23 protein-coding genes and 1 pseudogene are annotated in these 26906 nt (G+C 73.1%); 7 read left to right on the plus strand and 17 right to left on the minus strand.

What is annotated here, in order from left to right; translation table 11 throughout:
* Positions 1-31: 31 nt before the first annotated feature.
* Positions 32-1297 carry a hypothetical protein gene (locus ACIP4Z_RS29725; RefSeq protein ID WP_401313284.1) on the minus strand — a complete coding sequence of 422 codons (1266 nt, stop codon included), beginning with the start codon at positions 1295-1297 and terminating at the stop codon, positions 32-34.
* A 22-nt stretch (positions 1298-1319) separates the two neighbouring features.
* Positions 1320-2252 (minus strand): 5-dehydro-4-deoxyglucarate dehydratase, encoded by a 933-nt coding sequence (locus ACIP4Z_RS29730; protein ID WP_401313287.1) that lies wholly within the window; start codon positions 2250-2252, stop codon positions 1320-1322.
* A gap of 249 nt (positions 2253-2501) precedes the next feature.
* Between ACIP4Z_RS29730 and ACIP4Z_RS29735 the strand changes: the two genes are divergently transcribed.
* Complete coding sequence (locus ACIP4Z_RS29735; protein WP_391159679.1) at positions 2502-3332, plus strand: NAD-dependent epimerase/dehydratase family protein; 831 nt, start codon at positions 2502-2504, stop codon at positions 3330-3332.
* An 81-nt stretch (positions 3333-3413) separates the two neighbouring features.
* Here ACIP4Z_RS29735 and ACIP4Z_RS29740 read toward each other — a convergent pair whose 3' ends face one another.
* The 3 genes from ACIP4Z_RS29740 to ACIP4Z_RS29750 form a co-directional block, all read right to left on the minus strand.
* Entirely contained in the window at positions 3414-3854 is a 441-nt protein-coding gene (locus ACIP4Z_RS29740; RefSeq protein ID WP_355333804.1) for a response regulator, read from the minus strand.
* Positions 3851-5647 (minus strand): ATP-binding protein, encoded by a 1797-nt coding sequence (locus ACIP4Z_RS29745; RefSeq protein ID WP_401313292.1) that lies wholly within the window; start codon positions 5645-5647, stop codon positions 3851-3853. The genes ACIP4Z_RS29740 and ACIP4Z_RS29745 overlap by 4 nt, the downstream gene beginning before the upstream one ends.
* Positions 5648-5907: 260 nt before the next feature.
* Positions 5908-7119, minus strand: coding sequence for a SpoIIE family protein phosphatase (locus ACIP4Z_RS29750; protein ID WP_355334674.1), 1212 nt, complete (start codon positions 7117-7119; stop codon positions 5908-5910).
* A 357-nt stretch (positions 7120-7476) separates the two neighbouring features.
* Here ACIP4Z_RS29750 and ACIP4Z_RS29755 point away from each other — a divergent pair, with 357 nt between their 5' ends.
* The gene (locus tag ACIP4Z_RS29755; RefSeq protein ID WP_355333809.1) at positions 7477-8235 is read left to right on the plus strand and encodes an alpha/beta fold hydrolase; all 759 of its coding nucleotides are present in this window, start codon (positions 7477-7479) and stop codon (positions 8233-8235) included.
* A gap of 179 nt (positions 8236-8414) precedes the next feature.
* Entirely contained in the window at positions 8415-9638 is a 1224-nt protein-coding gene (locus ACIP4Z_RS29760; RefSeq protein ID WP_401313295.1) for a TerD family protein, read from the plus strand.
* A gap of 192 nt (positions 9639-9830) precedes the next feature.
* On the opposite strand, the gene ACIP4Z_RS29765 is transcribed toward ACIP4Z_RS29760, so the two are convergent.
* Positions 9831-10247 carry a CBS domain-containing protein gene (locus ACIP4Z_RS29765; RefSeq protein ID WP_355333815.1) on the minus strand — a complete coding sequence of 139 codons (417 nt, stop codon included), beginning with the start codon at positions 10245-10247 and terminating at the stop codon, positions 9831-9833.
* A gap of 330 nt (positions 10248-10577) precedes the next feature.
* On the opposite strand from ACIP4Z_RS29765, the gene ACIP4Z_RS29770 reads away from it, so the two are divergent.
* Entirely contained in the window at positions 10578-11222 is a 645-nt protein-coding gene (locus ACIP4Z_RS29770; RefSeq protein WP_355333817.1) for an HNH endonuclease family protein, read from the plus strand.
* 147 nt (positions 11223-11369) lie between these two features.
* Here ACIP4Z_RS29770 and ACIP4Z_RS29775 read toward each other — a convergent pair.
* The 3 genes and pseudogenes from ACIP4Z_RS29775 to ACIP4Z_RS29785 all read right to left on the minus strand — a co-directional run.
* A pseudogene (locus ACIP4Z_RS29775) lies at positions 11370-11702 on the minus strand (Tat pathway signal sequence domain protein); the annotation flags it as partial.
* A 157-nt stretch (positions 11703-11859) separates the two neighbouring features.
* Entirely contained in the window at positions 11860-13389 is a 1530-nt protein-coding gene (locus ACIP4Z_RS29780) for a hypothetical protein (protein WP_401313300.1), read from the minus strand.
* 304 nt (positions 13390-13693) lie between these two features.
* A complete protein-coding gene (locus tag ACIP4Z_RS29785; protein WP_401313303.1) occupies positions 13694-15187 on the minus strand; it encodes a carboxylesterase/lipase family protein in 1494 nt (497 codons plus the stop codon).
* 196 nt (positions 15188-15383) lie between these two features.
* On the opposite strand from ACIP4Z_RS29785, the gene ACIP4Z_RS29790 reads away from it, so the two are divergent.
* A complete protein-coding gene (locus ACIP4Z_RS29790) occupies positions 15384-17009 on the plus strand; it encodes an ATP-binding cassette domain-containing protein (protein ID WP_401313306.1) in 1626 nt (541 codons plus the stop codon).
* Here the strand turns inward: ACIP4Z_RS29790 and ACIP4Z_RS29795 are convergent.
* Entirely contained in the window at positions 16987-18390 is a 1404-nt protein-coding gene (locus ACIP4Z_RS29795) for an aminotransferase class V-fold PLP-dependent enzyme (RefSeq protein WP_401313309.1), read from the minus strand. The two genes, ACIP4Z_RS29790 and ACIP4Z_RS29795, sit on opposite strands and share 23 nt — an antisense overlap.
* Before the next feature lie 224 nt (positions 18391-18614).
* The gene (locus ACIP4Z_RS29800; RefSeq protein WP_401313311.1) at positions 18615-19079 is read right to left on the minus strand and encodes a DoxX family protein; all 465 of its coding nucleotides are present in this window, start codon (positions 19077-19079) and stop codon (positions 18615-18617) included.
* A 218-nt stretch (positions 19080-19297) separates the two neighbouring features.
* On the opposite strand from ACIP4Z_RS29800, the gene ACIP4Z_RS29805 reads away from it, so the two are divergent.
* Positions 19298-19912 carry a pyridoxamine 5'-phosphate oxidase family protein gene (locus tag ACIP4Z_RS29805; protein WP_355333834.1) on the plus strand — a complete coding sequence of 205 codons (615 nt, stop codon included), beginning with the start codon at positions 19298-19300 and terminating at the stop codon, positions 19910-19912.
* A 71-nt stretch (positions 19913-19983) separates the two neighbouring features.
* Entirely contained in the window at positions 19984-20949 is a 966-nt protein-coding gene (locus ACIP4Z_RS29810; RefSeq protein ID WP_401313314.1) for an NAD-dependent epimerase/dehydratase family protein, read from the plus strand.
* A 22-nt stretch (positions 20950-20971) separates the two neighbouring features.
* Here the strand turns inward: ACIP4Z_RS29810 and dapD are convergent, their stop codons facing one another.
* The 6 genes from dapD to sufC all read right to left on the minus strand — a co-directional run bounded on the left by dapD (position 20972) and on the right by sufC (position 26900).
* On the minus strand, positions 20972-21952 hold the full coding sequence (gene dapD / locus ACIP4Z_RS29815; protein WP_355333839.1) for a 2,3,4,5-tetrahydropyridine-2,6-dicarboxylate N-succinyltransferase: 981 nt from the start codon (positions 21950-21952) through the stop codon (positions 20972-20974).
* A gap of 106 nt (positions 21953-22058) precedes the next feature.
* The gene (locus tag ACIP4Z_RS29820; RefSeq protein WP_401313318.1) at positions 22059-23837 is read right to left on the minus strand and encodes a DUF2264 domain-containing protein; all 1779 of its coding nucleotides are present in this window, start codon (positions 23835-23837) and stop codon (positions 22059-22061) included.
* Between the two features lie 163 nt (positions 23838-24000).
* A complete protein-coding gene (locus ACIP4Z_RS29825; RefSeq protein ID WP_188284432.1) occupies positions 24001-24342 on the minus strand; it encodes a metal-sulfur cluster assembly factor in 342 nt (113 codons plus the stop codon).
* Positions 24339-24821, minus strand: a complete 483-nt coding sequence (gene sufU / locus ACIP4Z_RS29830; protein WP_188284431.1) for a Fe-S cluster assembly sulfur transfer protein SufU — start codon at positions 24819-24821, stop codon at positions 24339-24341. The genes ACIP4Z_RS29825 and sufU overlap by 4 nt, the downstream gene beginning before the upstream one ends.
* Positions 24822-24831: 10 nt before the next feature.
* Positions 24832-26079, minus strand: a complete 1248-nt coding sequence (locus ACIP4Z_RS29835) for a cysteine desulfurase (RefSeq protein WP_355334677.1) — start codon at positions 26077-26079, stop codon at positions 24832-24834.
* Positions 26080-26105: 26 nt separating this feature from the next.
* Positions 26106-26900, minus strand: a complete 795-nt coding sequence (sufC, locus tag ACIP4Z_RS29840) for a Fe-S cluster assembly ATPase SufC (protein WP_355333844.1) — start codon at positions 26898-26900, stop codon at positions 26106-26108.
* Positions 26901-26906 lie beyond the last annotated feature (6 nt).

The following is a 26906-nucleotide window of genomic DNA, read 5'->3' on the forward strand; positions in this document are numbered from 1 at the left end:
CGTCGGCGCGCGCCCGCGAAGGCTCCGTGCCTCAGGCCAACGCCGACCGCACGGCCCTCAGGTCGGCGTCCGAGGCCAGGCCCGCGTGGTACAGGCGCAGTTCGGTGGCGCCGAGCGCGGCGGCGTGCGCGGCGTCCTCGGCGAGCGTGCCGGGGCTGCCGCCCATGCCGGAGACGACGGTGAGGTTCGCCGCCAGTACGGTGCCTTCGCGGCGGTGCGGCACGAGCGGGGTCAGCATCGCCTCGCGGGCGGCCGGACCGCCGGCGCAGGGCAGGACGAGCCCGTCGGCGTGGGCCAGGACGCGGGCCGGTTCCACGCCCGCGTTGGCGCCGCAGCGGTACGGCGCCGGGTCGGCGTGCATCAGCACCTGGAAGCCGGGCGCGGCGGCGGCCCGTACGGCGGCCACGGCCCGCTCCTGGAGCGAACCGGCCGTCTGCGTACGCCAGGTGAGGGTGAGCGCCGTCAACTCCGCGCCGAGCAGCCTCTCGATCGCCGGGAGCCCGGCGGCGTCGCCCGGGGCGTCCCCCTCGAAGACGGGTGCCAGCGCGCGGCGGACGGCGGCGGCCACGTCGGCGGGATCGGCGCCGAGCCCGGCGTAGCCGTCCCGGCAGTGCGCGCAGAAGCACAGCGACATCAGGTACTGGGCGGCGTCGCCGAGCGGCACCCCGGCGATCTTGTCGTGGGCGTGCAGGTGGGCGAGGCCGTACCAGCCCAGGGACTCCAGTTCGGTGCCGCCCGCGCCGGGGCGTACGGCGGCCTCCGCCGCGAGGTCCACCAGGTAGGTACGGACGGCCGGTTGGGCGATGCAGGGCGCCCACGGGTAGCGGTCGCCGTAGGCGTTGACCACCGAGGTGGCCGGATGCTCGGCGCCGAGGCGGGAGTTGTGGGCGAGCACGACCCAGGTGTGGACGTCGAGCCCGGCGGCGGCCAGCGCGCGGGCCGCCGTACCGAAGGCGTCCCCGCCGCCGTCCCGGTCGAAATCCCCGGCCCCGACCCCGACCCCGCCCCTGTCCCCGGACCCGGACCCGAACCCGGACCCGGACCCGTCCCTCGCCCAGCTCCCGGCCGGGTAGGGCCGCAACTCCCTTCCCTCCCAGCGCTGTTCGTCAGGCGGGTAGAGCACGGCGGAGTGTTCCGCGGTGACAATCCGGTGCCGGGGGTGACGGGGGGTCAGCGCGCGGGTGGAGTGGTAGGCGGAGGCGAGGGTGACCTGCTGGACGCCGAGGGCGGCGATCCGTTCGGCCGCCTCGGGGTCGCCCACGACGTCCCAGGGGTAGACGAAGGCGGAAGTCCTCATGGTCGGCATGTCCGGGGCCCGTTCAGCGGTCGCCGAGCAGCGCGAGGCCCTGCTCGATCAGGTCGGCCAGTTCCTTGACGTGCGCGGCGGACGGCTCCGACAGCGGCGGGCGGACCTCGCCGACGTCCAGGCCGCGCATCCGGACCCCCGCCTTGACCAGCGAGACGGCGTAACCCCGGCCCTGGTTGCGGAGGTTGACCAGCGGGCGGTAGAAGCCGTCGATCAGCGTGTTGACGGTGGCGTCGTCGCCGGTGGTGAGCGCCTTGTGGAAGGCGAGGGCGATCTCGGGAGAGAAGGCGAAGACCGCGGAGGAGTAGAGGAGTACGCCGATGCCGCGGTAGGCGAGGCCGGTGAGTTCCGCGGTGGGCAGGCCGTTGAAGTAGAGGAAGTCCTGGCCGGGGAGTTCGGTGCGGACCGCGCTGATGATCCGCTGCATCAGGTCGAGGTCGCCGAGGCCGTCCTTGAGGCCGATGATGTTGGGCACCTTGGCGAGTTCGACGACCGTCTCGGGGGTGAAGACAGCGTTGTCGCGCTGGTACACGATGACATCGAGGCCGGTGCCCGCGGCGAGCGCCGCGTAGTGCCGCAGCATGCCCTCCTGGCCGGGGACGACGAGGTAGGGGGGCATGGCGAGCAGGCCGTCGGCGCCCGCCTCCTCGGCGAGCCGGGCGTACTGGACGGCGAGCGCGGTCCCGTATCCGGCCCCGGCCACCACCGGCACCCGCCCCGCGACCTCCTCCACCGCCGCCGCGACGCACGCGCGGAACTCCTCGGGGGACAGTGCGTGGAACTCGCCCGTGCCGCAGCACGCGAAGACGGCGGCGGCGCCCGCCTCCACCCCGGCGCGCACATGCGCGCGGAACGCGTCGAGGTCGAGAGCGCCGTCCGGGCCGAAGGCCGTCACGGGGAAGAACAGCAGGCCGTCGAGGCGCTCGGCGAGGGCGGGTGAGGTCATCGGGTTCCCCCTGAGGTCTGTGCGCTCATCTGATCCATGTCTATATTCATGAACGCTGCCACGCTAGGCGAGGTGACCTGGGCGGGTCAAGCCGACGGGCACCTCCAAGAGCCCCCGCGCCGCCCGCGTCCACCGCCAGGAAACGTCCATATACTTGAACGTCGTCCATGGACATACCCACGGCGGACGTCAGCCGTCTACAGTGACCCCTGAGGTCAGCGAAGCCCCCGCCAGACACGGAGACCCCGTATGCCCGCTCCCCGCACCGTCCTGCTCACCGGCGCCGCAGGCGGCCTCGGCACCCTCATGCGCGGCCTGCTGCCGTCGTACGGATACGACCTGCGGCTGTTCGACGTCCGTCCGGTCGAGGGGGCGCCCGACGGCACGCGGGTGATCACCGCGGACCTGTCCGACCGGGACGCGCTGCGCGAGGCGGTGCGCGGCGTCGACGCGATCATCCACCTCGCCGGGATCTCGCTGGAGTCCTCCTTCGACAAGATCCTGCGCGGCAACATCGAGGGCACCTACCACCTCTACGAGGCCGCCCGCGAGGAGAACGTCCGCCGGATCGTCTTCGCCTCCAGCAACCACGCCGTCGGCTTCACCCCGCGGCCGCAGGGCTCCCCGGTGCCGGACGAGGCGCTGATCCCGATCACCACCCCGCGCCGCCCCGACACCTACTACGGGCTCTCCAAGTGCTTCGGCGAGGACCTGGCGCAGCTCTACGCGGACCTGCACGGCATCGACACCGTCTCCGTACGCATCGGCTCCTGCTTCCCCGAACCCACGTCGGTCCGCATGCTGTCGGTCTGGATGAGCCCGGCCGACGGCGCCCGGCTCTTCCACGCCGCGCTCAGCGCCGGGACCACGGGGCACACCGTCGTCTACGGCAGCTCCGCCAACACCCGCCTGTGGTGGGACCTTTCGGGCGCCCGCGCGCTCGGGTACGAACCGCGGGACGACTCGGAGCCGTTCGCCGCGAAGCTCATCGCCGAGCAGGGCGAGCTGGACCCGGACAATCCCGCGCACGCCAACCTCGGCGGCCCGTTCTGCACGGACCCCCCGATCTGGCCGTACTGACAGACGAGACGCGTGGCGAGACGTACAGGTGGACGCGCGGAGCCGTACGGACCCTGCGCGGACGCGCCGCCCGCGGGCCGCTCAGCGGCCGGGCAGCCGTACCACCGACAGGAAGAAGTCGTCGATCTGCCGCACCGCGCTGATGAACTGTTCCACGTCGACGGGCTTGGTGACATACGCGTTCGCGTGCAGCTTGTAGCTGCGGAGGATGTCCTCCTCGGTGGCGGACGTGGTGAGCACCACCACCGGGATCATGGCCAGGTCCCGGTCGCCCTTGATCATCTCGAGCACCTGACGCCCGTCGTACTTCGGCAGGTTGAGGTCGAGCAGGATCAAGTCGGGCCGCACCGCGTCCTGGTGGGCGCCGCGCCGGTAGAGGAAGTCCAGCGCCTCCTCGCCGTCGCGGACCACGTGCAGGGTGTTGCCGATCCTGTTGTCGGCGAACGCCTCCCGGGTCATCAGTTCGTCGCCCGCGTCGTCCTCGACCAGCAGGACCTCGATCGGCTGTACGGGTTGACTCATACGCGCGGTGCTCCCTCTGCTCCCTCGATGCCAGGCGCCGCCGCCTGGTCAGGTGACTCTTCTGCCCCGGCGGGCAGCGTGAAACGGATGCGGGTGCCGCCGGTGTACTCGTTGTCCACCGAGATGCGCCCGCCGTGGTGCTCGATGATCTTCCGGCACATGGCGAGGCCGATGCCGGTGCCCTCGTAGGTGTTGCGGCTGTGCAGCCGCTGGAAGAGCACGAAGACCTTCTCGCTGAACTCCTCCTGGATGCCGATGCCGTTGTCGGTGACGCTGAAGACGAGCGTGCCGTCGGGGGCGGTTCCCGACTCCACCGTGATCACCGGCGGCCGGTCGGGGGAACGGAATTTGATCGCGTTCCCGATCAGGTTCTGCCAGACCAGGGCCAGCAGCGTCGCGTCGCCGACGGTGTCCGGCAGCACGGCGGGCCGCTCGACGCGCGCCCCGGACTCCTCCAGCCGCTCCGCGAGGTTGTACAGCGCCTGGTCGAGCGTGTTCTCCAACTGGACCGGCCGGTGGTCGTCCTGCGCCCGGCCCACCCGCGAGAAGGCCAGCAGGTCGTTGATGAGGATCTGCATGCGCTTGGCGCCGTCGACCGCGAAGTCGATGTACTGCACGCCGCGTTCGTCCAGCGCGTGCCGGTAGCGCTTCTCCAGGAGCTGGCAGAAGGACGCGACCTTGCGCAGCGGCTCCTGGAGGTCGTGCGAGGCGACGTAGGCGAACTGCTCCAACTCGGCGTTGGAGCGGCGCAGTTCCTCGGCCTGCTCGGTCAGCTCCGCCGCCTGGGCGGCCAGCAGTCCGCGCTGGCCGTGCGCCTCGGCCAGCGCACCCGCGATACCGCTGCGCATCGCCTCCACGGCCTCGGCCAGCACCCGCAGATCGGCCGGGCCGCTGGGCTCGATCCCGGTGTCGAAGTCGCCGCCCGCGACCCGCAGCGCGTCGTCGCGCAGCCGCCCCAGCGGCAGGCCGACGATCCGGCGCAGGAGCAGCGCCAGGAAGACCATGGCCACCAGGAAGCAGGCCAGCATCGCCAGGAACACCGCGTCGCGTTCGTTGCGCACGCGCCGCAACTGATCCTGACTGTGCTGCCGGTCTTCCTTCAGATGCGTGTCCTGGATCGTGAACTGGGTGCGTACGGTGTCGAAGCCCCGCTTGCTGCTGTCCAGCAGCGAGGTGTCGGCGGAGGCGGGCAGGCCCTCGCGGGCGTGCTCGATGAGCGGCAGCGCGTACGTGGTGCGCCAGCGGTCGGCCGCCTCCTCCAGCGCCAGCAGGTCGGCGGAGGCGCGCTTGTTGCCGCTGATCAGCGGGCGCAGCCTGGCGGTGATCGTCTTCTGGTCCGCGAGGCCCTCGGTGTAGGGCTGGAGGAATTCCGTCGAATGGGTGAGCACATAGCCGCGCACGCCGGTCTCCTGGTCCAGCAGCGCGGTCTGCAACCGCACCCCCTCCACCCGTGCGGGCTGTACCCGGTTGGCCAGGTGGTCGGAGATCGACGTGGTGTGCGCGAGCAGTTGCGCGCCGATCACCGCGAAGACGAGGACGAGCAGCGTCATCCCGCCGAGCACGAGGTTGAACGCGCCCTGGACCGTGATCCGGCCCTTCTCGCGCGGCCGGAAGCCGGACCTCGTCCGGGGGGCCTTCTGCCCGCGAGCGGGTACGGGGGCGGGCACGACGTCGGGCGCGGGATCGGTATCCTGCGCGGGATCGACGTCCGGAGCGGGTTCGACGTCGGGGCCGGGATCGACGTCGGGACCGGACTCGGACCGCGGCCCGGGTACGGGCGCGCTCTCGGACACGGGCCCGGCTTCGGATACGGACTCGGATACGGCCTCAGGCTCGGATACGGGCGGCGGGTCGGTCGGGGGATGCGGCACGGACGCGGACTCCGGAACTGGCGTGGGATCGGGCGTGGACTGGGCGACGGGCGCGGTCTCGGGAGCGGGCGCGGTCCCTGAAGCGGACGCGGCCCCGGCAGCGGCTTGAGGCGTCGGCTCCGGCGCGGGCGCCGAGGGTTCCGTCGGCTCCGAACCGGGCCCCGACACGGGCGGGTGTTCCGTCATGACCTCGCCCGCCATCCCGCGTGCATCACGGCCGCGTCGTCCTCGAGACCGCCGCGCCCCGCCGTCGCCGTCTCGGCCGCGTTGATCAAGGCGTCGACGAACGCCTCCGCGGGCAGTGCGCCGTTCTTCCGGGCCAGCTCCAACAGCCCGTCCTCGCCGAGCCGTTCCGGCCCGTCGCCGTACCGCCACTCGAAGAGGCCGTCGGTGAACAGGACCACGGACGCGCCGTCCAGCGTCTCGGTCGTCACCGGCCAGACGCCCTGCCCCGGCAGCAGCCCGAGCGCGGGCCCGTACGCCGGCTCCCACCACTGGACGTCGGCGCCGCGGCGCAGCAGCACCCCCGGATGCCCGGCTCTGACGATCTTGACGGTGGTGCGGTCGGGGGCGAACTCCAGCGAGCTGAGGGTGGCGAAGACGTGTTCGCCCGCGCGCTCGGCGACCAGCATCTGCTCCAGCATGCCGGGCAGTTCGGCGCCGCGGGTGCCGGCGAGGACGAAGGACCGCCAGGCGACCCGCAGGCACACGCCCAGGGCCGCCTCGGCCGCGCCGTGCCCCGACACGTCGCCGATGACGACGTGCACCGTGCCGTCCTCGGTCTGCACGACGTCGTAGAAGTCGCCGCCGAGCAGCGCGTGGTCGCGGCCCGGCCGGTAGCGGGTGGTCACCTGCCAGTCGTCGCCGCGCAGCAGCGGGGTGGGCAGCAGCCCGCGCTCCAGCCGGGCGTTCTCCTCGGCCCGCATGGAGCTCTCGCGCAGCGCCACGTGCGCGCGCTCGATCTGCTTGCGCTGGACGGCGTAGCGGATGGCGCGGCTGAGCGACTGGGGTTCGAGGGCGCTCTTGGACAGGTACTCCTGGGCGCCGGAGGCGACCGCGGCGAGCCCGGCGTCCTCCTCCGACAGACCGGTCAGCACCACGACGGCCGCGCCGGGCGCGTCCTTCAGCAGCCGGGACACCGCGTCCACGCCGAAGGCGTCGGGCAGGTGCAGGTCGAGCAGGACGCACTCGGGCGCGGCGCGGCGGGCCAGCAGCTCCAGCGCCTCGGCGAGATTGCTCGCCCTGACCACCTGGGTCGCGGCGTCGCTCAGCGCGAGGTACTCCTCGACGAGCAGGGCGTCGCCGTCGTCGTCCTCGACCAGCAGGACCGTCGCGGGGCCCGACTGCCCGAAGGAGGCGGGCGGCGCCGTGCGCGGACTCTGACTGTCGCGAATGTCACGAACATCACGGCTGTCACGCCCGTCGCGGGTGTGCGGGATGCCCACCGGAAGTCCGGCCGGAACTCCGACCGGGCCGCTCTGCACCACGTTTCTTCCTCCGCCTTCGGCTGCCCGACCATTGAGATTGCGCTGAGCGTACTTGCCCAGGGCAGGAGCGTATATGCGGGAGCCTCCGGACCCCTGTTCGATCCGGCAACCTGTGCGTCGGGTCCGCCGCGCGACCCATCCGGAACCGTCGTCGCTACGAATGACGGAGGATTGACGGGGTACGGCGGAACGGGGATTCCGGAACGTCCGTTCGTACCTGTCACGGCACGTCGGCGGAGGGAACGGACACGGGTGGAGGCACGGGTGGCAGAGGACCGCGACGGCGACAGCGCACGCGCGGGGTATCGGGGCCTGGTGATGCGGCGTTCCGCGGCGGCCCCCGAGGCGGCGGTGCTCGTGCTGCACGGCGGCCGGGAGCGCGGTATGGGCCGGCCGTCCCGGCTGAACGCGCCGGGGCTGCGGATGCGCCCCTTCGTCCGGGCGCTGGCCCGCGCGACGCGGGGCCGCCGGGTGGTGCTCGCCGAGGCCCGCTACCGGCACCGCGGCTGGAACGGGGAGCGGGCGGACGCCGCGCGGGACGCGGCCGACGCGCTGGCGGAGCTGTCCCGGCGGACCGGCGGGGCGCCGGTCGTGATGGTCGGGCACTCCATGGGCGGCAGGGCGGCGCTGCGGGTGGCCGGTACGGACGGGGTGGTCGGCACGGTCGCGCTGGCCCCCTGGTGCCTGCCGGGGGAGCCGGTGGAGCAGCTCTCGGCGGCCCGGCTGGTGTTCCTGCACGCGGAGGCCGACCGGATCACCTCGCCCGTGGAGTCGCTGCGGATGGCGGAGCGGGCCAGGGCCGAGGGCGCCGAGGTGTGCCGCTTCGTGCTGCCGGGCGGCGACCACGCGATGCTGCGCCAGGCGGCCGTCTGGCACGCGCTCACCACCCGGGCCGTCTGCGGCCTGCTCGGCCTGTCCGCGCTCCCGCCCGAGGTCGCCTCCGCCTTCGCCCTGCCGCCCGGCTCCCCGGACGGCCTCGACGTGCCCGCGACCGCCGGTGACGGGCGGGGCGTGCGGGTGTGAGGGTACGGGGCTGCCGATACGGGTCCGACCGTACGCGACCGCGGGCGCGACGCTGCCGGTACGAGCCGGCGCGGGCGCCGGAATGGGCACCGGGACCGGGCGCCCATAACGGGCCGGAAGCTGATCTCCGGGTCATGGAACCGCAAACAACAGTCGGTCGTTACGGGGGCATGACCGCTATGACGCCTGGCTCGAATGTGCCGCTCTCCGTGCCCCGAGTGGCCGTGGACGTCGCCGCCACCTCCGCGCGGCTCGATGTCTCGGGCCTGCTCCTGACCGGTGACGGGAAGGTGCGCTCCGACGACGACTTCGTCTTCTACAACCAGCCCCAGGGGCCCGGCGTCAGCCACCGCTCCGGGGGCGGTTCGGGGCCCGACTCGATCACCGTGGACACCGCGGCCGTCCCGGCCGGGATCGAGAAGGTCGTGGTGACCGCGAGCCTGGACGGCGGCGGTCCCTTCGCGGGTACGATGCCGACGGCCACGGTCCGCAGCGCGGACGACGGCTCGGTGATCGCCACCTTCACGCCCACCGGGCTCGGCCCGGAGACCGCGCTCGTCGTGGTCGAGGTGTACCGGCGCGGCGGCGCCTGGAAGGTCCGCGCGGTCGGCCAGGGGTACGCCAACGGGCTGGGCGGCATCGCCAGCGACTTCGGGGTGAATGTGGAGGAGCCCGCGGCCCCCGCGGCCCCCGCCGCCGCGTTCACCCCGCCGCCGCCCGCGCCGGGACTGCCCAGTGCGCCGCCGCCCTCCGGCGCGCCCGCCGCGTATCTGCCGCCGCCCTCCGCTCCCCCGGCCGCGCCGCCCGCTCCCGCGCCGGGCGCGGGCAAGGTCAATCTGGACAAGGGCCGGGTCAGTCTCCGCAAGAACGAGACGGTCTCGCTGGTCAAGGCGGGCAAGCCGTTCCTGTCCTCGGTGCGGATGGGCCTGGGCTGGGAGCCCGCCTTCGGCGGCCGGGACATCGACCTGGACGCGTCGGTGATCGCCTACGGTCCGCAGCGCAATCACATCGCGACCTGCTACTTCGGCAAGCTGTCCATCCTCAACGGCGCGGTCCAGCACTCCGGTGACAATCTGACCGGCGCGGGCTCGGGCGACGACGAGACGATCACCGTGCACCTGGGCGGGCTGCCGCCGGAGGTCACCGGTCTGGTCTTCACGGTGAACTCGTACTCGGGGCAGAAGTTCAACAAGGTCGCCAAGGCGTACTGCCGGCTGCTCGACGCGGGCACCGGCGAGGAGCTGGTCCGCTTCGACCTGACCGGCAGCGAGCCGCGCACGGGTGTCCTGATGGCCAAGCTGATCAAGCAGTTCTCCGGCGAGTGGGAGATGACCGCCATGGGCGACTTCATCGACTCGCGTACCGCCAAGGGGATGGTGCGGCCCGCCTCCGCGGCGCTCTGAGGCACCGCGGACCGGACGTGTGCCCTGCGGGGCCGCCGCCGGTCCGCGCAGGCTGGCATGAGTCCGCGCGGACGGGCGGCGGCCCGAGAGACCGGTCCCAGGCGGCGCGGGACCGGCCTCAGTCGGCGCGGACCGGTCTCACATCGCAGGCCGGTCTCACACCGCGCGGCGGCCTCAGACCGCGGGCCGGGCTCAGACCGCGCGGATCGCCGTCGCCAGGGCGCCCGCCTCGGCCGGGCCGAGGTGCCGGGCGATGTCGGCCTCGCTGATGATGCCGACCAGGCGGCTCCCCTCGACCACCGGTACCCGGCGGATGCGCCGGGAGGACATGGTCGCGACGACGCTCCCCGCGTCGTCGTCGGCCGCGGCCGTCACCGGGCTGCCGTCCATCAGATCGGCGGCCCGGACCGCGCCCGGGTCGTGGCCGGTCGCCACACAGCGCAGCACGATGTCCCGGTCGGTGAGCACCCCTTGGAGCCCGCCGTCGTCACCGGTGACCGCCAGGGCCCCGATGTCCGCGTCCCGCATCCGCTTGGCGGCCACGTCCAGGGTCTCGTGGGCGGAGATCGTCTCGACGCCCTGATGCATGATGTCGCGCGCAGTGGTCACAGCAGCTCCATTCGTCCCGGGCCCCCGCGCCGACCATAAAGTCCCGCGCGCCGCCCCGCACGGCGGCGGGAGCCGGGGCCAGGACCGGTAGCGGGCGGGCGCGGGGGCGCCGTGCGCACGGCGCTCGGAGGCCGTGGGACCCCGGCACGCACCGGCTCGTGCGCCGCGCGGGCCTCGTACGGGCCGGACCGCCACCGGACGTTCGCACATCAACATGTCATGGTCACATAAAATTTACCGCTGACGGTCTACCCGCATAGACCCGTGGCCGGGACCCTGGTCGGGAACCACCCGTACCGCTCGACCCCCTAGCCACGGGAGCGCTCAGTCATGCCCAAAAACCGTCTCGTGCACGGAATCTGTGCCGCCGTCAGCGCGGCACTGCTCGCGCTGACCGTCCTGTTCGTCAGCGGCGGCCCCGCACAGGCCGCTCTGCCGACCCCCATCGCCGCCTCCACCGCCCGCAGTTACCTGTCCGGCATGACGGCCACCGCGGAGACGCACGCCTCGACGTACGACCGGAATCTGTTCCCGACCTGGATCACCATCTCGGGCACCTGCGACACCCGCGAGTACGTGATCAAGCGCGACGGCACGAGCGTGGTGACCGACAGCTCGTGCAAGGCGACCTCGGGGAACTGGACCAGCCCGTACGACGGCGTGACCACCACCGACCCGTCGACCTTCGACATCGACCACCTGGTGCCGCTCGCCGAGGCGTGGGCCTCGGGCGCCTGGGCCTGGACCACCGCGCAGCGCCAGGCGCTGGCCAACGACGTGACCCGCCCGCAGCTCGTGGCCGTCTCCGCGCACTCCAACCGCTCCAAGGGCGACGGCGACCCGGCCGAGTGGCTGCCGCAGGCGTCGTACCAGTGCACGTACGCCCGCGCGTGGGTGCAGGTGAAGCACTACTACGGTCTGACCGTGGACAGTGCGGAGAAGTCGAAGCTCACGTCGGTCCTCAGCGGCTGCTGAAACGTTCCGGCCGCACCCGGCCGCACCCGGCCTCGCTCGTCACGGCGGTGACGAGCGCGGCCGGGCGGCGGTCCGCCCCTCAGCCCGGCCGCCCCTCAGCCCGGAATCCCGTCAGCCCGTCAGCCCGTCAGCCCGTCAGCCCGGCGTCTTCAGGGTCAGCGTGCGGCGGCCGGGCGCGTAGAACCAGACGGCCCCCTCGCGCACGAGGTACACCCCGTCGTCCGCCCACCACAGGCCCGTCAGCCCGTGCGCCCGCGTGACCTCGCCCGCCGCGAACGGCGTCTCCACCCAGTCCACGCCGTACACGGTGCCGGGCCCGGTCGCCCGTGACAGGTCGTCCACGTAGCGGCCCCCGGAGTCGATGCACCGGAACGCCTGGAGCACGCCACCGTTCTGCGCCGACGGCGGCGTCCGCCGGCACAACGACGTTCCCGCGGTCAGATACGCGTGACCTCGCTTCGGGTCGGCCACCACGGCCTCCCGCGTACGGCTGACCGGCACCGGGGCTCCTCACGTCGCGCTGACCACCCACGGTGCCGCCCCCCGGCCAACCCCGGATGAACGGCGTCCTTCCGCGAGGCGGCCACCCGGTTGCCCCCGGCGCGGGGGCGCGCCCCGAGCGGTGGCCCGCCGCGCGTCAGCCCGAAAGGCCCTGGCGGGAGCGGGCCTTGAAGGCCGCCTTGCGGGCGTCCTTGGCGGATTTGCGGTCCGGGTGGAGACGCCCCATGGCTTCGAGGACGTCGGCGGTGGCGGGGTGGTCGACGCGCCAGGCCGCGTCGAAGAAGCCGTCGTGCCGGGCGACGAGGTCACGGACGAGGTCGGCCAGGATCTCGGGGGCGTCGTCGGCGGCGAGCTGCGCGGCGAGGGTGTCGATGGTGAGCCAGAAGACCATGTCCGCGTCGGGCGCGGGGATGTCGGCGGCGCCGCTCTCGGTGAGCCAGACGCGGGCGAGGCCGCCGAGCGCGCGGTCGTCGAGGACTTCGCGCAGCGCGGGCTCGGCCTCGGCGCCGAGCAGGGTGAGCGTCTGCTGGCAGATGAGACGACGGCCCGGCGCACCGGCGTCGTCGCCGCGCGCGGCGGCGAGCAGTTCGCGTGCGGCGTCGGCCGGCTTGCGGTCCTCCAGCCACAGCTCGGCCTCCACGCGCGCCGCCTGGTCGGGGTAGCCGGTCAGCGCTTCGAGGAGGTCGACGCCCGACCCGCCCGCGAGGTCGCCGATGGCGGGGGCCTGCGCGCCCGCGTCCACGAGCCGTTCGCGCATGCCGTGCACGCCGAGCGGCGTGAGCAGGACCATGCCGTAGCGGGAGACCTCCTCGGGGTCGAGGTCGTCCCCGACGGCCCCCTCGGGGAACTCGGGGAAGGAGCCGGTTTCCCCGTCGCCCTCCGCCTCCTCGATCAGCGCCTCGTCGACCGGCTGGTAGTCCAGCAGTCCGGTCGTGGCGAGCAGCCGGAAGTGGTCGTCCAGCCGCATCATCACCTCGGTGACCTCTTCGAGGACGGCGTCGCTGGGCTGGTCCATCTCGTCGGGCACGACGAGGGACGCGGCGAGCACCGGCAGCGGTACGGCGTCGGGCCCGTCCTCGGCGACCGCCGAGTCCTCCACGGCCATCAGCGCGTAGAGGTTGACCAGCGCGCTGTCGAGGAATTCGGCCTCCTTCTCCGGGTCCCAGTCCAGCTCGTCCAGGAGCACCTGGTCGCCGTCGTCCATGACCTCGCGCAGGCTCTCGAAGTCCGGTGCGGCGGCGTCGGCGAGGGCCGACTCGGCGGCGGCCAGCCAGATGTCGAGCACGTCCTGCGGGAGGCCGGCGGTGATCCGCTCGTACGCCTCGCCGGGCAGCGCGCGACCGGCGACCTCGCCGACCGGCGTGGACTCCTCGGCCTCCTCGTCGATCTCCAGGACCAGCAGGCCGGTGTCGACGGCGACGCCCCATGCCTGGGCGGTCTCGGCGAGCCCTTCCTCGTCCTCGTCCACCGGGAGGCCGAGTTCCGCGGCGGCGGCCACCAGGTCGTCGTCCAGCAGCTCGCCCATCGCGTCGACCGGCCGTTCCGGTGTCGCCCACCGGGTCAGCCGCAGCGCTCGGTCCAGCAGCGGCACGGCCAGTGCCAGCCGCGCGAGGTCGTCCGCGGGGAGCAGCTGTACGGGCGGCAGGACGAGGGGACCTTCGGACATGGGGTGACTCCTAGAGGGCTCTACGGCTGTACGGCGTGAGGGGTGGGCCGGTCCGGCTCACCCCTGGCGGGTGGATCGGACCGGCACACGCGAACCGGTACGCGCGCCGGACGCGCGCACTCAGCGTAGGCCCTGCGACCCCCCGACCGTCGGCCTCCCGGCCCCGTCGCACCCGTCACCCCGCCGGTTCACCCGCCCGTAGCGACACGTTCCGGCCACCGCCGCCCGCCGCCGGGTGCGTACCGGCCACGCGTCCCTCAGGCGTACGGGAGTTCGGCGCGCGGGAGGGGCCGGCGCGAAGGGCTCAGCGCACCCCGTCCCACAGCGCGCGCTCGTCCGGGCGGGGGTCGCGTACCGGACCGCAGTGCGCGGGGTCGTCCGCCGTGCCGAAGACCATGGTCGTACGGTCCCGGGTGTCGTACGCGGGCCAGCCGGGATCGCCGGTGACGGCGAAGGAGACCCAGGCGGCGTGCATGGTGTCGGCGAGCGGCTGCGGCGGGGCCTCGCCGAGCAGCATGGTCTCGCCGGGCGCGTCCAGGTTGTCGAAGGCGAAGGCGATCTCGGAGGCGTGGCAGGCGCCGAGGCGGCCGTCGAAGGCGGTGGAGCGGCGGCCGAATTCGTAGACGTGGGCGCGCGGCACGGACTCGGCCAGGCGGACCGCGGGTATCCGGAAGAACCAGTCGGTGAGGACGGCGGAGAACAGGTCGCCGGTGGTGGCGCCGGGGCGGTTGGCCGCGTAGAGCGGCAGCGCGGTGTCGGGGTCGAGGCCGTGCCGGGCGATCGCGGCCCGCAGGTGCCTGTCGTCGATGTAGTCGATGACGCCGCTGGGCACGGTGAAGAGCCGGTACTCCTCGGCGGTGGTGCCGATCAGCAGGTCGACGGCGCAGTCGGCGCCGGGTCCCGGCACCGGGTGGGCGCGGGCGGCGGTGCCCGCGGTGTCCGCGATCGGTTCGAAGGGCATGGCGTTCAGCGCGACCTCGCCCCACAGCGCGGGGTCGGGGTTGGCGGTGACCTCGTTGCGCAGGGCGGTCTGCGCGGGCAGCAGGACGTCCAGCGGGAGTGCGGCGAAGGCCGCGGCGGTGGGTTCGACGCCGAGTTTCGCGGCGAAGTGCGCGGCGACCTTGCGGGCGGTGTCCCGGCCGATCGTGTGGTGCGCGGCGCCGCTCTGGAGGATCGCCCGGTGGAAGAGTCCTCGGGCGCCGGGGGCGGTGAGCAGCACCCCGATGCTCATCGCGCCGGCCGATTCGCCGAAGACGGTCACGCGGCCGGGGTCGCCGCCGAAAGCGGCGATGTTGTCGCGGACCCATTCGAGGGCGGCGATCTGGTCGAGCACTCCGCGGTTGTCGGGGGCCCCGTCGAGGGACAGGTAACCGTCCGTCCCCAGGCGGTAGTTGACGGTCACGCAGACGACGCCGTCGCGGGCGAACGCGGCGCCGTCGTAGATCGGCAGCGAGCCCGAGCCGTTCATGAAGGCGCCGCCGTGCAGCCACACCATGACCGGTGCGCCGCCCGCGGTGTCGGGTGTCCACACATTGAGGTTGAGGCAGTCCTCGCCCGCGATGTCCGGGTCGGGCAGCAGCACGTCGAACGGCTTGACGTAGGGGCCCTTGGGCACGGTCGGGCCGAACGCGGTCGCGTCGCGTACGCCCTCCCACGCGGCGGGCGGTTGCGGCGCCATGAACCGGTGCGGTCCGAACGGCGGTGCGGCGTAAGGGATGGCGCGGAAGACGGCGACGCCGTCCTGGCCGGCCGCTCCGCGTACGTCGCCCTGCCGGGTGGTGCAGACCGGTCCGTCCATGCGTCAGACTCCTTCGTCCTGTGCCCGCTCCCGGGGCTCGCGTACGCTACCGGCGGCCCGCCCCTGCGGGAGGCGCCGCGACACCTTCAACGTACCAAGCGGTCGGTCAGGGGGCACGAAGAGCGACGGCGGTCTCCGCGTCGAGGCGTACGGCGTGGGGCAGCGGGTCGCCTCGGGGCGGCAGACGCTGCGGGGGGTGAGCGTACGGATCGCGCCCGGCGAGCTGCTGGCCGTGGCGGGCGGCAGCGGGTCGGGCAAGACGACGCTGCTGGAGATCCTGGCCGGAATCCGTACCCCCTCGGCCGGTCGCGTCCTGCACGACGGTACGGAACCGGCCGTCCTGCGACCGGCGTTGGGGTATCTGCCGCACGGCAACGTGATGCACGACGACCTGCCGCTGGACCGGGCCCTCGGCTACGCGGCCCGCCTGCGGATGCCCGCCCGGACCGCCGCCGCACTCCTGGACGCGGCCGTACGCGACGCGCTGGCCGCCGTCGGCCTGGCCGACCGCGCCCGCCAGCCCGTACGCACCCTCAGCGAGGGCGAGCGCCGCCGCGCCTGCATCGCGGTCGAACTCCTCACCCGCCCCCGCGTGCTGTTCCTGGACGAGCCGACGACCGGACTCGACCCGGCGACCGGCGCGGAACTCCTGCGCACCCTGCGGGACTTGACCGCCGACGGCGTCACCGTCGTGCTCACCACGCACGCGCCCGCCGATCTGACCCGCTGCGACCGCGTCCTGTTCCTCACCCCTGAAGGACGCCCGGCCCACCTGGGCACGGCGGCCACCCTCACGGCGGCGTACGGCGTCCCGACGCTGGAGGAGGTGTACGGGGCGGTGGCCCGCGGGGCACGGGCGGCGGACGAGGCTGCCGCGGAGGAGACCGCCGCGGAGGAGACCGCCGCGGAGGAGACCGGCCCCGCGCCCGAGGCGGCGCCCGTGGCCGACGGCGCCGCCGCCACGCGCCCGGCGCCGCTCGGGGCGGTCGGGCAGTGGTGGCTGCTCACCCGGCGGGCCGGGGAGTTGATGGCGCGCAATCGGCTGACGGCGGCGGTCGTCGTGGGGTCGCCGCTGGTGATCGTGGCGATGTTCGCGCTGCTGTTCCGGCCGGGGGCCTTCGATCCGGCGGCGCCGAGTCCGGGTTCCGCGGCGATGATCCTGTTCTGGATCGCCTTCGGCGGCTTCTTCTTCGGCCTGACCTACGGCCTGTTGCAGATCTGCGCCGAGATGGCGGTGGTGCGCAGGGAGCGGCTGACCGTGCTGCGGCTCGGGCCGTATCTGCTGTCGAAGGCGGCGCTGCTGCTGCCCGTACTGGCCCTGGCGGACGCGGCGTTGCTCGCGGTGCTGCGCGGTCTGAACCGGCTGCCCGCCGCCGGGTGGGGCACGTACGGGTCGCTGTTCCTGACCGTGCTGCTCGCGTCGGCCGCCGCGCTCGCGCTGGGGCTGCTGGCGTCGGCGGCGGTCGGCGATCCGGGGCAGGCCACGCTGATGCTGCCGATGCTCTGCTTCCCGCAGGTGCTGTTCTCGGGGGCCTTTGTGCCGGTGCCCCAAATGGCGTGGGCGGGACGGGTGTTGAGCGCGGCGATGACCAACCGGTGGGCGTTCGAGGCGCTGGGCGGCGGGATCGGTCTGCGGGAGCTGTGGGCGCACGGCGCGTCGCCGCTGGGGCCGCCGCTGCTGGCCTCGTACGGCGGCTCGTTCGACCGGGCGGTGTGGGCGGGCTGGCTGCTGCTGGCCGGTTTCACGGCGCTGTTCCTGGCCGCCGCGTGGGCGGTGCTGGCGCGCAAGTGCCGCACGGTCAGCAGACCAGCCGCGGGCTGAGCCCCGCCGGGTCGGGCGAGCGGTCGCGGTAGGTCTGCGCGGCGAAGGCGAGGAAGGCGGACACGTCGGCCGCGTTGGAGGACAGGCCGAGCGAGACGCGGACGGCGCCGCCGGAGGGGAGGCCGAGGCGGCCGAGGTAGTCGTCGATGGTGCCGGTGGCGGTACGGACGGCGCCGCCGAGTACATCGCGGTCGATGGCGAAGGCGACCTCGCCCGTGCCGGGGTTGCAGAAGCAGCCGGTGCGCAGCGATATGCCGTGCGCGGCGCTGTCGCGGCCGACGATCCGCTCGTCGATCACCCGTCCGTCGGCGCCGAGCAGATTCAGCGCGACCGTGCCGCCGCGGCCGGTGGTGTCCTGCGGACCGTAGATCCGTACCAGCGGGCTGCCGTCGGCGTGCCGCAGACCGCGCAGCCCGGCCAGTAACTCGGCGGTGAGCGAGGTGACATGACGGTGTATCGACTGCACGCCGACGCCGGTGATCCAGTCGAGGCCGAATTCGATGTCGGGAATGCTCAGGTAGTTGACCGTGCCGTCCTCGAAGGCCGCCTCGCCGTCGGCCATGTGGTGCCACAGGCCCTGGGCGCTCACCACGTGGATGGTGCCGCCGGAGAACCACGGCCGCCGCAGCCGCGTCAGCGCCTCCCTGCGGGCCAGCAGACAGCCGATGCCGGTCGGGTAGCCGAAGACCTTGTACCAGCTCACGGCCACGAAGTCGGGGCTGAACCGGCCGAGGTCGAGCACGTTCGCGGGCACGTAGGCCGCCGCGTCCAGCAGGACGTCCCAGCCCGCCGCCCGCGCCCTGGTCACCCAGTCCAGCGAGTGCTGGACCCCGCTGAAATTGCTCTGCGCGGGGTACGCGAGCAGTCCGGGTCCCCGGGCCCCGGACTCCGTGCCCGCCCGCGGCCTCGCGCCCGTCAGGACGGCGTCCATCGCCGTCGCGTCGATGCTGAGGCCCGGCGCCTCCAGCGGTACGTACACCGTCCCCGCACCCCGGCCGCGGGCGTACTCCCGCAGGCCGTTGACGGAGTTGTGGTTGTCGAGGGTGAGCACCAGCCGGTTGTCCGGCCCGAACGGGTAGGCCTCGCCGACCAGTCGGCACGCCCCGGTGGCGTTGGCCGTGAACACCACGGCGTACTCGGCCGGATCGGCCCTGAAGTGCGCGAGCACCCGTGCGCGGGCCCGCTCCACCAGTTCGCCCGACGCCTGCGAGGCCGGGCTGACCGAGTGCGGATTGCCGTAGCAGCCCGCCGCGATCCGGTCGGCGTGCGCCCGCACTTGGGCGCGGGCGGGAAGTCCCGCGCCGGTGTGGTCGAGGTACACCTGCCGTCGCTCGTCGAGATACCCGTATTCGACCGCGCGCAGCGCGCCAAGGCTGTCCATGAGCGACCCCCGGTCTTCCGGTCTCCGGTCCTCCGCGACGCGACCCCGCGCGATCCCGCGCGACCCCGAACGGCCGCCCGTACGACCGCCGTTGCGCCAGTCGTCGCGCCGGCCGTACGACGCCCGCGCGACATCCGTGCGACGTCCGTACTCAGGATCGCACCGCGAGCCGTCCGCCGTGCGGCGTTGCGTACGGTCGCCGCCCGCGGCCGACGGGAGCGCGGTCAGGTCCGGGCGACCGCGCCGCGGACCAGGGCCAGCAGCGCCTTCGTACTGTCCCTGCGGGCCCAGGCGATCAGGGCCAGCGGCAGGATGAGGATGATCGGCGTCGCCGCGTTGTCGCCGTCGAAGACGGTGATCTGGGTGACGGTGGCGCCGATCATCAGGCCGATCATCGCGACCGCGGCGACCTGGTAGAGCACCGGGATCAACAGGGCGACGGCGCCCGCGAGTTCGAGCGCGCCGGTGAGGTACATGAACCAGTCGCCGAAGCCGATGCGGTCGAAGGAGTCGGCCGCGGCGTCGATGCCGAGGAGCTTGGGGGCGGCGCTGGCCACGCCGTAGAAGAGGGCCAGCACGATCTGGAGGGCGAGCAGCGCGGTGCGCGCCCGGCTACGGGCGGGGCGGGCGGTGACGGCTGTCGCGGTACCGGTCGCGGTGGCGCTGGCGGGGGTGGAGACGACGGACACGAGGGGCTCCTCTGGTCGGGTCGATGCGGTGCTGTCGTATGCGCCGTGGCGCTGTCGAAGAGGTAGACCGGGGACCGCCGCGGAACTCATCGCAGGCGCGGGAAAGACAGGGGAAGGCCAGGGGAAGGCCAGGGGAAAGGCGCGAGGAAAGCCCGGAAAAGCCACCCTGTACAGTGAGAGTTCCCAGAAGGTACTCACTCACCGGGGGTGTACGGCACATGCAGGAGATCACCGACGAGGCCGAACTGCGGGAACTGCTCGGCGAACCCACCGCGGTCGTCCGCGACAAGGCGCGCGACCGGCTGCACGAACTGGACGTGGCCTGGCTGAAGGCGGCGCCCTTCTGCCTGATGGCCACCTCGGCGGCCGACGGCACCTGCGACGTGTCGCCCAAGGGCGACCCCGCCGGTTTCACCGTCGTCCTGGACGACCGGACCATCGCGGTCCCCGAGCGGCCGGGCAACCGCCGCGCGGACGGCTTCCGCAACATTCTGTCCAACCCGCACATCGGCCTGCTCTACTTCGTCCCCGGGCGCGGCGACACCCTCAGGATCAACGGCAGGGCGCGGCTCCTGCGCGACGCCGACTTCTTCGACCGCATGGTCGTCAAGGGCCACCGCCCGCAGGTCGCGGTCCTGGTCGACATCGAGGAAGTCTTCTTCCACTGCTCCAAGGCGTTCCTGCGCAGCGCGCTGTGGAAGCCGGAGACGTGGCAGCCCGACGCGCTGGCCTCGCGGGCGCGGATCTCCAAGACGCTGGAGCGGACCGAGGACTCGCTGGCGGAGCTGGAGACGTACTACGGGGCCGCGTACGCGGAGAAGATCTACCACTAGGGCCTGTCCGGCGGATCACGACCGCGATATCCGGGTGACGGCCGCCGGGACCGGCAGTAGGGTCGCCCCTTATGCGCATTCTCGTTCTGGGCGGTACCGCCTTCGTCGGCCGCGCCATCGTGGAGGACGCACTCCACCGCGGGCACGACGTCACCCTCTTCGGCCGCGGCAGGACCGGCGCCGGACTCTTCCCGGGCCTCCCCCGGCTGACCGGCGACCGCGACACCGGCGACTACGCGGCGCTCGCGGGCGACACCCGGTGGGACGCCGTCGTGGACGTCAGCGGCTACGTCCCGCGGCACGTCGCGCAGGCCATGGACGCGCTGGGCGACCGGATCGGCCGGTATCTGTTCATCTCCAGCCACGCGGTGTACCAGCGCGAGGGTGTGGCGCCCGGCTCCGACGAGGACACCCCGCGCCGCCCGCCGGTCCGCGACACCGAGGTGCTGAGCGAGGCCACGTACGGGCCGTGCAAGGTCGCCTGCGAGGACGACGTGACCGCGCGCCACGGGCAGCGCGCCACGATCGTGCGGGCGGGGAAGGTCGCCGGTCCGCACGACCCCTCCGACATGTTCACCTACTGGGTGCGCGCCGCCGCGCGCGGCGGCCGGGTCGCCCTGCCCGCCGACCCCGCCCAGCCGGTGCAGATCATCGACTCCCGCGACCTGGCCCGGCTGGTGATCCGGCTGCTGGAGGACGACCGGCCCGGCGCCTTCCACGCCGTGGGCCCCGAACAGCCGGTCACCCTCGGCGAGTTGATCGAGACGTGCGCGCGGGCCGCGGGCACCGAGGTGGAGATCGTACGGGTCACGCCGGACGTCGTACCGCCGATGTTCCCGCTGGTCCGGGAGGACACCGCCACACAGCAGCGCAGCGCCGCGCGCGCCCGGGCCGCCGGGATGCCCGCGACCCCGCTGGCGGTCACCGCCGCCGACGTCCTGGCCTGGGACCGGGAACGCGGCGAGCCGCCGCTGGAGGCCGGCTGGTCCCCCGAGGAGGAGCGTGCGGTGCTCGCGGCGGCGGCTCGTACGGCGTGAACCGGTCACGCGTGACGCGTCGTCAGTTGTGGCTGTGCAGCGCGTCGTTGAGGCCGCCCCACGAACCCGTGCGCTGAAGGACCTCGACCTTGCCGGTGGTCGAGTTGCGGCGGAAGAGGATGTTGTTGGCGCCGGAGAGCTCCAGCGCCTTGACGATCTTGCCGTCCGGGAGCGTGACGCGGGTGCCCGCGGTGACGTACAGGCCCGCCTCCACGACGCAGTCGTCACCGAGGGCGATGCCCAGGCCCGACTCGGCGCCGAGCAGGCAGCGTTCGCCCACCGAGACGACCTGGGTGCCGCCGCCGGACAGGGTGCCCATGATGGACGCGCCGCCGCCGATGTCCGAGCCGTCGCCGATGACGACGCCCTGCGAGATGCGGCCCTCGACCATGGAGGCGCCCAGCGTGCCCGCGTTGAAGTTGCAGAAGCCCTCGTGCATGACGGTCGTGCCGGACGCCAGGTGCGCGCCGAGGCGTACGCGGTCGGCGTCGGCGATCCGCACGCCGGACGGGGCGACGTAGTCCGTCATCCGCGGGAATTTGTCCACGCCGTACACCGCCAGGTGCAGGCCCTCCGCGCGGGCCGCCAGCCGCGCCCCTTCGACCGCCGCCACCGGCACCGGGCCGATCGACGTCCACGCGACGTTCGCCAGCAGGCCGAACAGCCCTTCCAGGTTGGGCTCGTTGGGGCGGACCAGGCGGTGGCTCAGCAGGTGCAGCCGCAGATACGCGTCGTGCGCGTCCAGCGGCTTGTCGTCCGTCGAGGCGATGACGGTCCGCACCGCCACGACCTCCACCCCGCGCCTCGGGTCCTTCCCGAGCGCCTTGGGCGCCGCCGCTCCCAGCAGCTCCGCCGCGCGCTCGGCGCTCAGCCGCTCGGTGCCCGCGGGGCCCGCCTCCGCGGCGAGTTCCGGTGCGGGGTACCAGGTGTCCAGGACGGTGCCGTCGTCGGCGACGGTGGCAAGGCCGACGCCGAGGGCGCCGGGGGCACGATGCTCATTCATACCCAGACGCTAACCCGTCCTCCCCCCGCCCAGCCACCCGCCCCGCCCCCCGCCCCCGTACGGCTCCCGATCCGCTACGGGCGCGCCCGCGGCGTCCGCGGCGGCCTCAGTGCCGCGCCCTCGGCGGTGCCTCCTCCCACGCCGCCGCCCCCGCGGCCCCGGCGCCGAGCACCGCGCAGCGCAACCAGTGCTCGCCGGGCGGGAGTTGACCCACCAGCACGGGCAGTGACGTGCGCCGCGCCAGCACATTGGTGCCCGGCAGCGGGTCGAGCACCCGGCCGCTACGGCCGCCGTCCAGATCGCGCAGCCCGCTGAGGTCCCCGGCCCCGGTGACCGTCACCGCGCTGCCCTCGTTCTCCTCGCGCCGGGTCAGCCCCGCGTCCCGGTCGACCGCGAAGCCGCCCTCCGCCGTGTACAGCGCGCGGCCCGTACGGACGCGGTGGGTGCGCAGGTGCCAGGGCGCGGCGGCGGTGAGCCAGGTGGTGATCTCCACATCGGGCCACGGCCGCCAGGTGCTGCGTACGGTGTCGCCGTCCTCGACCGCCGGATCGTGCTGCTCCTCGCGCACCCGGAAGTGCCGCGGCGCCGTCCCCTCCTCAATGTCGGCCTCGTCGCTGACCGCGAGCACCGAGTCGTACGCCCCCGGCTCCGGGCCGAGACCGTCGACCGGCGCGCTGAAGCCGAAGCGGGAGGAGTAGGCGAATTTGGCGTACTTCGCGGCGCCGCCCCGCGCCCAGAGATTGTGCTGCGACCCGCTGAGCAGCGTCGCGTCCCCGCCCGAACGCATCAGCACCGCCCCGGCGTCCGGCTGCGCCAAGGTCTCCGGCAGCTCGGCGGCGGGCTCCTCGTCCGCCGTCCAGAAGGCGTGGTCCGCGGGCAGGGCCAGCGGCAGGAACGCCTTCATCGCCCAGTACGGCGAGCCCGGCCCGTTGTACTGCTCCGCGACCGCCGGCTGCGGATAGCCGTACCCGATGGTCAGCACCCCGTCCGGCGACGTCAGCGCCGACCGCTCCCGCCACCAGCGCAAGTGCCGCGACAGCAGCCCCTTGGCCTCCCCCGGCGGCACGGCGTCCACCCCCGCGTACGGCAGCGCCCCCCAGAACGAGCCCTGCGCGAACCGGTACGTGAGACTGCGGCCGAACGGCACGGCGGCGCCGTCCGCCGCGAACCAGTGCCGGAAGCCCGGCGCGAAGTCGGCCGCCCGCTGCCGGAAGCGCGCCGCCCGCGCCGGGTCGCCCTCGCCCGCGAGCGCCGCGTAGATCAGGCCGTAGAAGTGCATGGCCCACGGGATGTAGTAGTCGCGCTGCGCGGTGTTCCCGTCCGCGTACCAGCCGTCCTGGCGCGCGTACGTCTCCAGCCGGTCCAGCCGGGCGTGCCGCGCGTCCCGGTCGTGCGCGTACCCCACCCGGGCCAGACCGAGGCTGACCAGCACCGGGAAGAAGTTCCAGTTGTTCTCGGGCGTGTCGGCCCCCAGGAAGCTCGCCAGCCAGGCCCCCGCCTGGTCCCGTTCCTTGCCGCTGAGCGGGTCCCACAGCTTCTCCGGCGCCAGCGCCAGCGCGAATCCGACGGCCGCCGTCTCGACGGTCCGCTGGTCGATGCCGGTGGCCGTCCCCCAGTACTCGGGATGCCCCGGGTCCGTCCCCGCCGCCAGCCCCCGCGCCCACAGGTCCCAGTGCGCGAACTCCCCGCCCCCCGCCGCCAACGGCGCCAGCCCCCACAACGGCCGCGCGTACCCCTCCAGGTCGGCCGCAGTGTCGTCATGGTGCGCCGTGTTCACCCCCAGCCGTATCCGAGCGCCCCCCTCGCTCGCGTACCGCACCAGCGGATCGACCAACTCCCGCACATACGCCTGCATCTCCCCACGCGCGCCACTGCCGCTCGCCATCCCAACCGCCTCCCTCACGAAGTTGCGATAATTTTCGCAACACCCCCAAGAGACCGTCAACGGCCCGGACACGGCATCGGGCGGCCACCGCGTGAGACGCGGTGACCGCCCGATGCCGTGGCGCGGAGCCCTGCGATGCCGAGGCGGAGAGCCCGGAGAGAGATCAGACGTTGAAGCCCAGGGCGCGGAGCTGGTCGCGGCCGTCGTCGGTGATCTTGTCGGGGCCCCACGGGGGCATCCAGACCCAGTTGATCTTGAGGTCGTTGACGATGCCCTCGGTGGCGGAGACGGCCTGTTCCTCGATGACGTCGGTGAGGGGGCAGGCCGCGGAGGTGAGGGTCATGTCGAGGGTGGCGACGTTGGAGTCGTCGACGTGGATGCCGTAGATGAGGCCGAGGTTGACGACGTCGATGCCGAGTTCGGGGTCGACGACGTCGTAGAGGGCCTCGCGGATCTCTTCTTCTGAGGCCGGAGTGGTGCTCAGGCCGTTCGGTACGGGGCTCATGAGGTCTTCCCTTCGGAAGCTTCCGAGGCTTCGGGACCGTCGGCCAGCGCTTGCGCCGTCGCGTCCTTCCACGCCATCCAGCTCAGCAGCGCGCACTTCACACGCGCCGGGTACTTCGAGACGCCGGCGAACGCGACCGCGTCCTCCAGCACTTCCTCCATCGCGTCGTCCGGCTCGACCTGGCCCTTGGACTGCATCAGCTCCAGGAAGGTCTCCTGGATCTTCCGCGCCTGGGCCACGTCCTTGCCGACCAGCAACTCGTTCAGCACCGACGCGCTGGCCTGGCTGATCGAGCAGCCCTGGCCCTCGTACGAGATGTCGCCGATGACGGCGCCGTCCATCCGCACCCGCAGGGTGATCTCGTCCCCGCAGGTGGGATTGACGTGGTGCACCTCCGCCTGGCCGTCCCGCAGGCCGCGCCCGTGGGGGTGCTTGTAGTGGTCCAGGATCACTTCCTGGTACATCGAGTCGAGCTTCACAACACCACCATCACCCGAAGAAGTTCCGTACCTGCTCCAGCCCCTCGACCAGGGTGTCGACCTCGGCCGGGGTGGAGTACAGATAGAACGACGCCCGCGTGGTCGCAGGAATTCCGTACCGCAGGCAGACCGGCCGCGCGCAGTGGTGGCCGACGCGTACGGCGATGCCCTGTTCGTCGAGCACCTGGCCGACGTCGTGCGGGTGGATGTCGCCGAGCGTGAAGGAGATCGCGGCGCCGCGGTCCTCGGCCGTGGTGGGGCCGATGATCCGCAGGTCGGGAACCTCCAGCAGGCGGCCCACCGCGTAGTCGGTCAGCGCGTGCTCATGCGCGGCGATCTTGTCCATGCCGATCGCGGTCAGGTAGTCCACGGCCGCGCCGAGGCCGACGGCCTGGGCGATCGGGGGCGTACCGGCCTCGAACTTGTGCGGCGCGGGCGCGTACGTCGAGGAGTGCATGGAGACGGTCTCGATCATCTCGCCGCCGCCGAGGAACGGCGGCAGGTCCTCGAGCAGCTCCTGGCGGCCCCACAGGACGCCGATGCCGGTCGGGCCGAGCATCTTGTGGCCGGTGAAGGCCACGAAGTCCGCGCCGAGCGCCTGCACGTCGAGCACCATGTGCGGCGCGGCCTGCGAGGCGTCGATCAGCACCAGGGCGCCGACGTCCTGGGCGCGGCGCACGATGGCCTCGACCGGGTTGACGGTGCCCAGGATGTTGGAGACCAGCACGAAGGAGACGATCTTCGTCTTCTCGGTGATGATCTGCTCGATGTCCGACAGGTCGAGCCTGCCGTCGTCGGTCAGCCCGAACCACTTCAGCTTCGCGCCGGTGCGCTGCGAGAGCAGCTGCCACGGCACGATGTTGGAGTGGTGCTCCATCTCCGTGATGACGATCTCGGTGTCGCTGTCGACGCGGTACGGCTCGTCGGCCCAGCCGAGCATGTTGGCCACGAGGTTCAGCGACTCGGAGGCGTTCTTGGTGAAGATCACCTCGTCACGGCTGGGCGCGTTGATGAAGGCGGCGATCTTGTCGCGCGCGCCCTCGTACAGCGCGGTGGCCTCCTCGGCGAGCACGTGGACGCCGCGGTGCACATTGGCGTTGTGCCGCTCGTAGTACTCGTTCAGCGCGTCGAGCACCTGGCGCGGCTTCTGCGAGGTCGCCGCGTTGTCCAGGTACACGAGCTTCTTGCCGTCGTGGACCAGGCGGTCCAGGACGGGGAAGTCCTTGCGGATCGCTTCGGTGTCCAGGAGGCCCGGCAGCACCCGGCCGACGGACGAGGGGACTGTCACGCGGCGTCCCCCTCGGAGTTCGCTCCGCTGCTCACGGGGCCGCCCTTCACGTAGGACTCGTAGCCCTCTTCCTCCAGCTTGTCCGCCAGCTCGGCGCCGCCGGACTCGGCGATCCGGCCCTGCGCGAAGACATGCACGAAGTCGGGCTTGATGTAGCGCAGGATGCGCGTGTAGTGGGTGATCAGCAGGGTGCCGACCTCGCCGCTCTCGCGGACCCGGTTGACGCCCTCGGAGACGACCCGCAGCGCGTCGACGTCGAGGCCGGAGTCGGTCTCGTCGAGGATCGCGATCTTCGGCTTGAGCAGTTCGAGCTGAAGGATCTCGTGGCGCTTCTTCTCGCCGCCGGAGAAGCCCTCGTTGACATTGCGCTCGGCGAAGGCGGGGTCCATCTGGAGGCGTTCCATCGTCTCGCGGACCTCCTTCACCCAGGTGCGCAGCTTGGGCGCCTCGCCGCGGATCGCGGTGGCCGAGGTGCGCAGGAAGTTGGAGACGGAGACGCCGGGGACCTCGACCGGGTACTGCATGGCGAGGAAGAGACCGGCGCGGGCCCGCTCGTCCACGGTCATCGCCAGCACGTCCTCACCGTCGAGGGTGACGGTGCCGCCGGTGATCGTGTACTTGGGGTGGCCCGCGAGCGAGTACGCCAGGGTGGACTTGCCGGAGCCGTTGGGGCCCATGATGGCGTGGGTCTCACCCTGCTTCACGGTCAGGTCGACGCCGCGCAGGATCTCGCGGGGGCCGTTCTCGGCTTCGACGGTGACGTGCAGGTCGGTGATTTCAAGCGTTGCCATGGGTGC

The sequence above is a fragment of the Streptomyces sp. NPDC088910 genome, assembly GCF_044749865.1.
GTDB lineage: Bacteria > Actinomycetota > Actinomycetes > Streptomycetales > Streptomycetaceae > Actinacidiphila.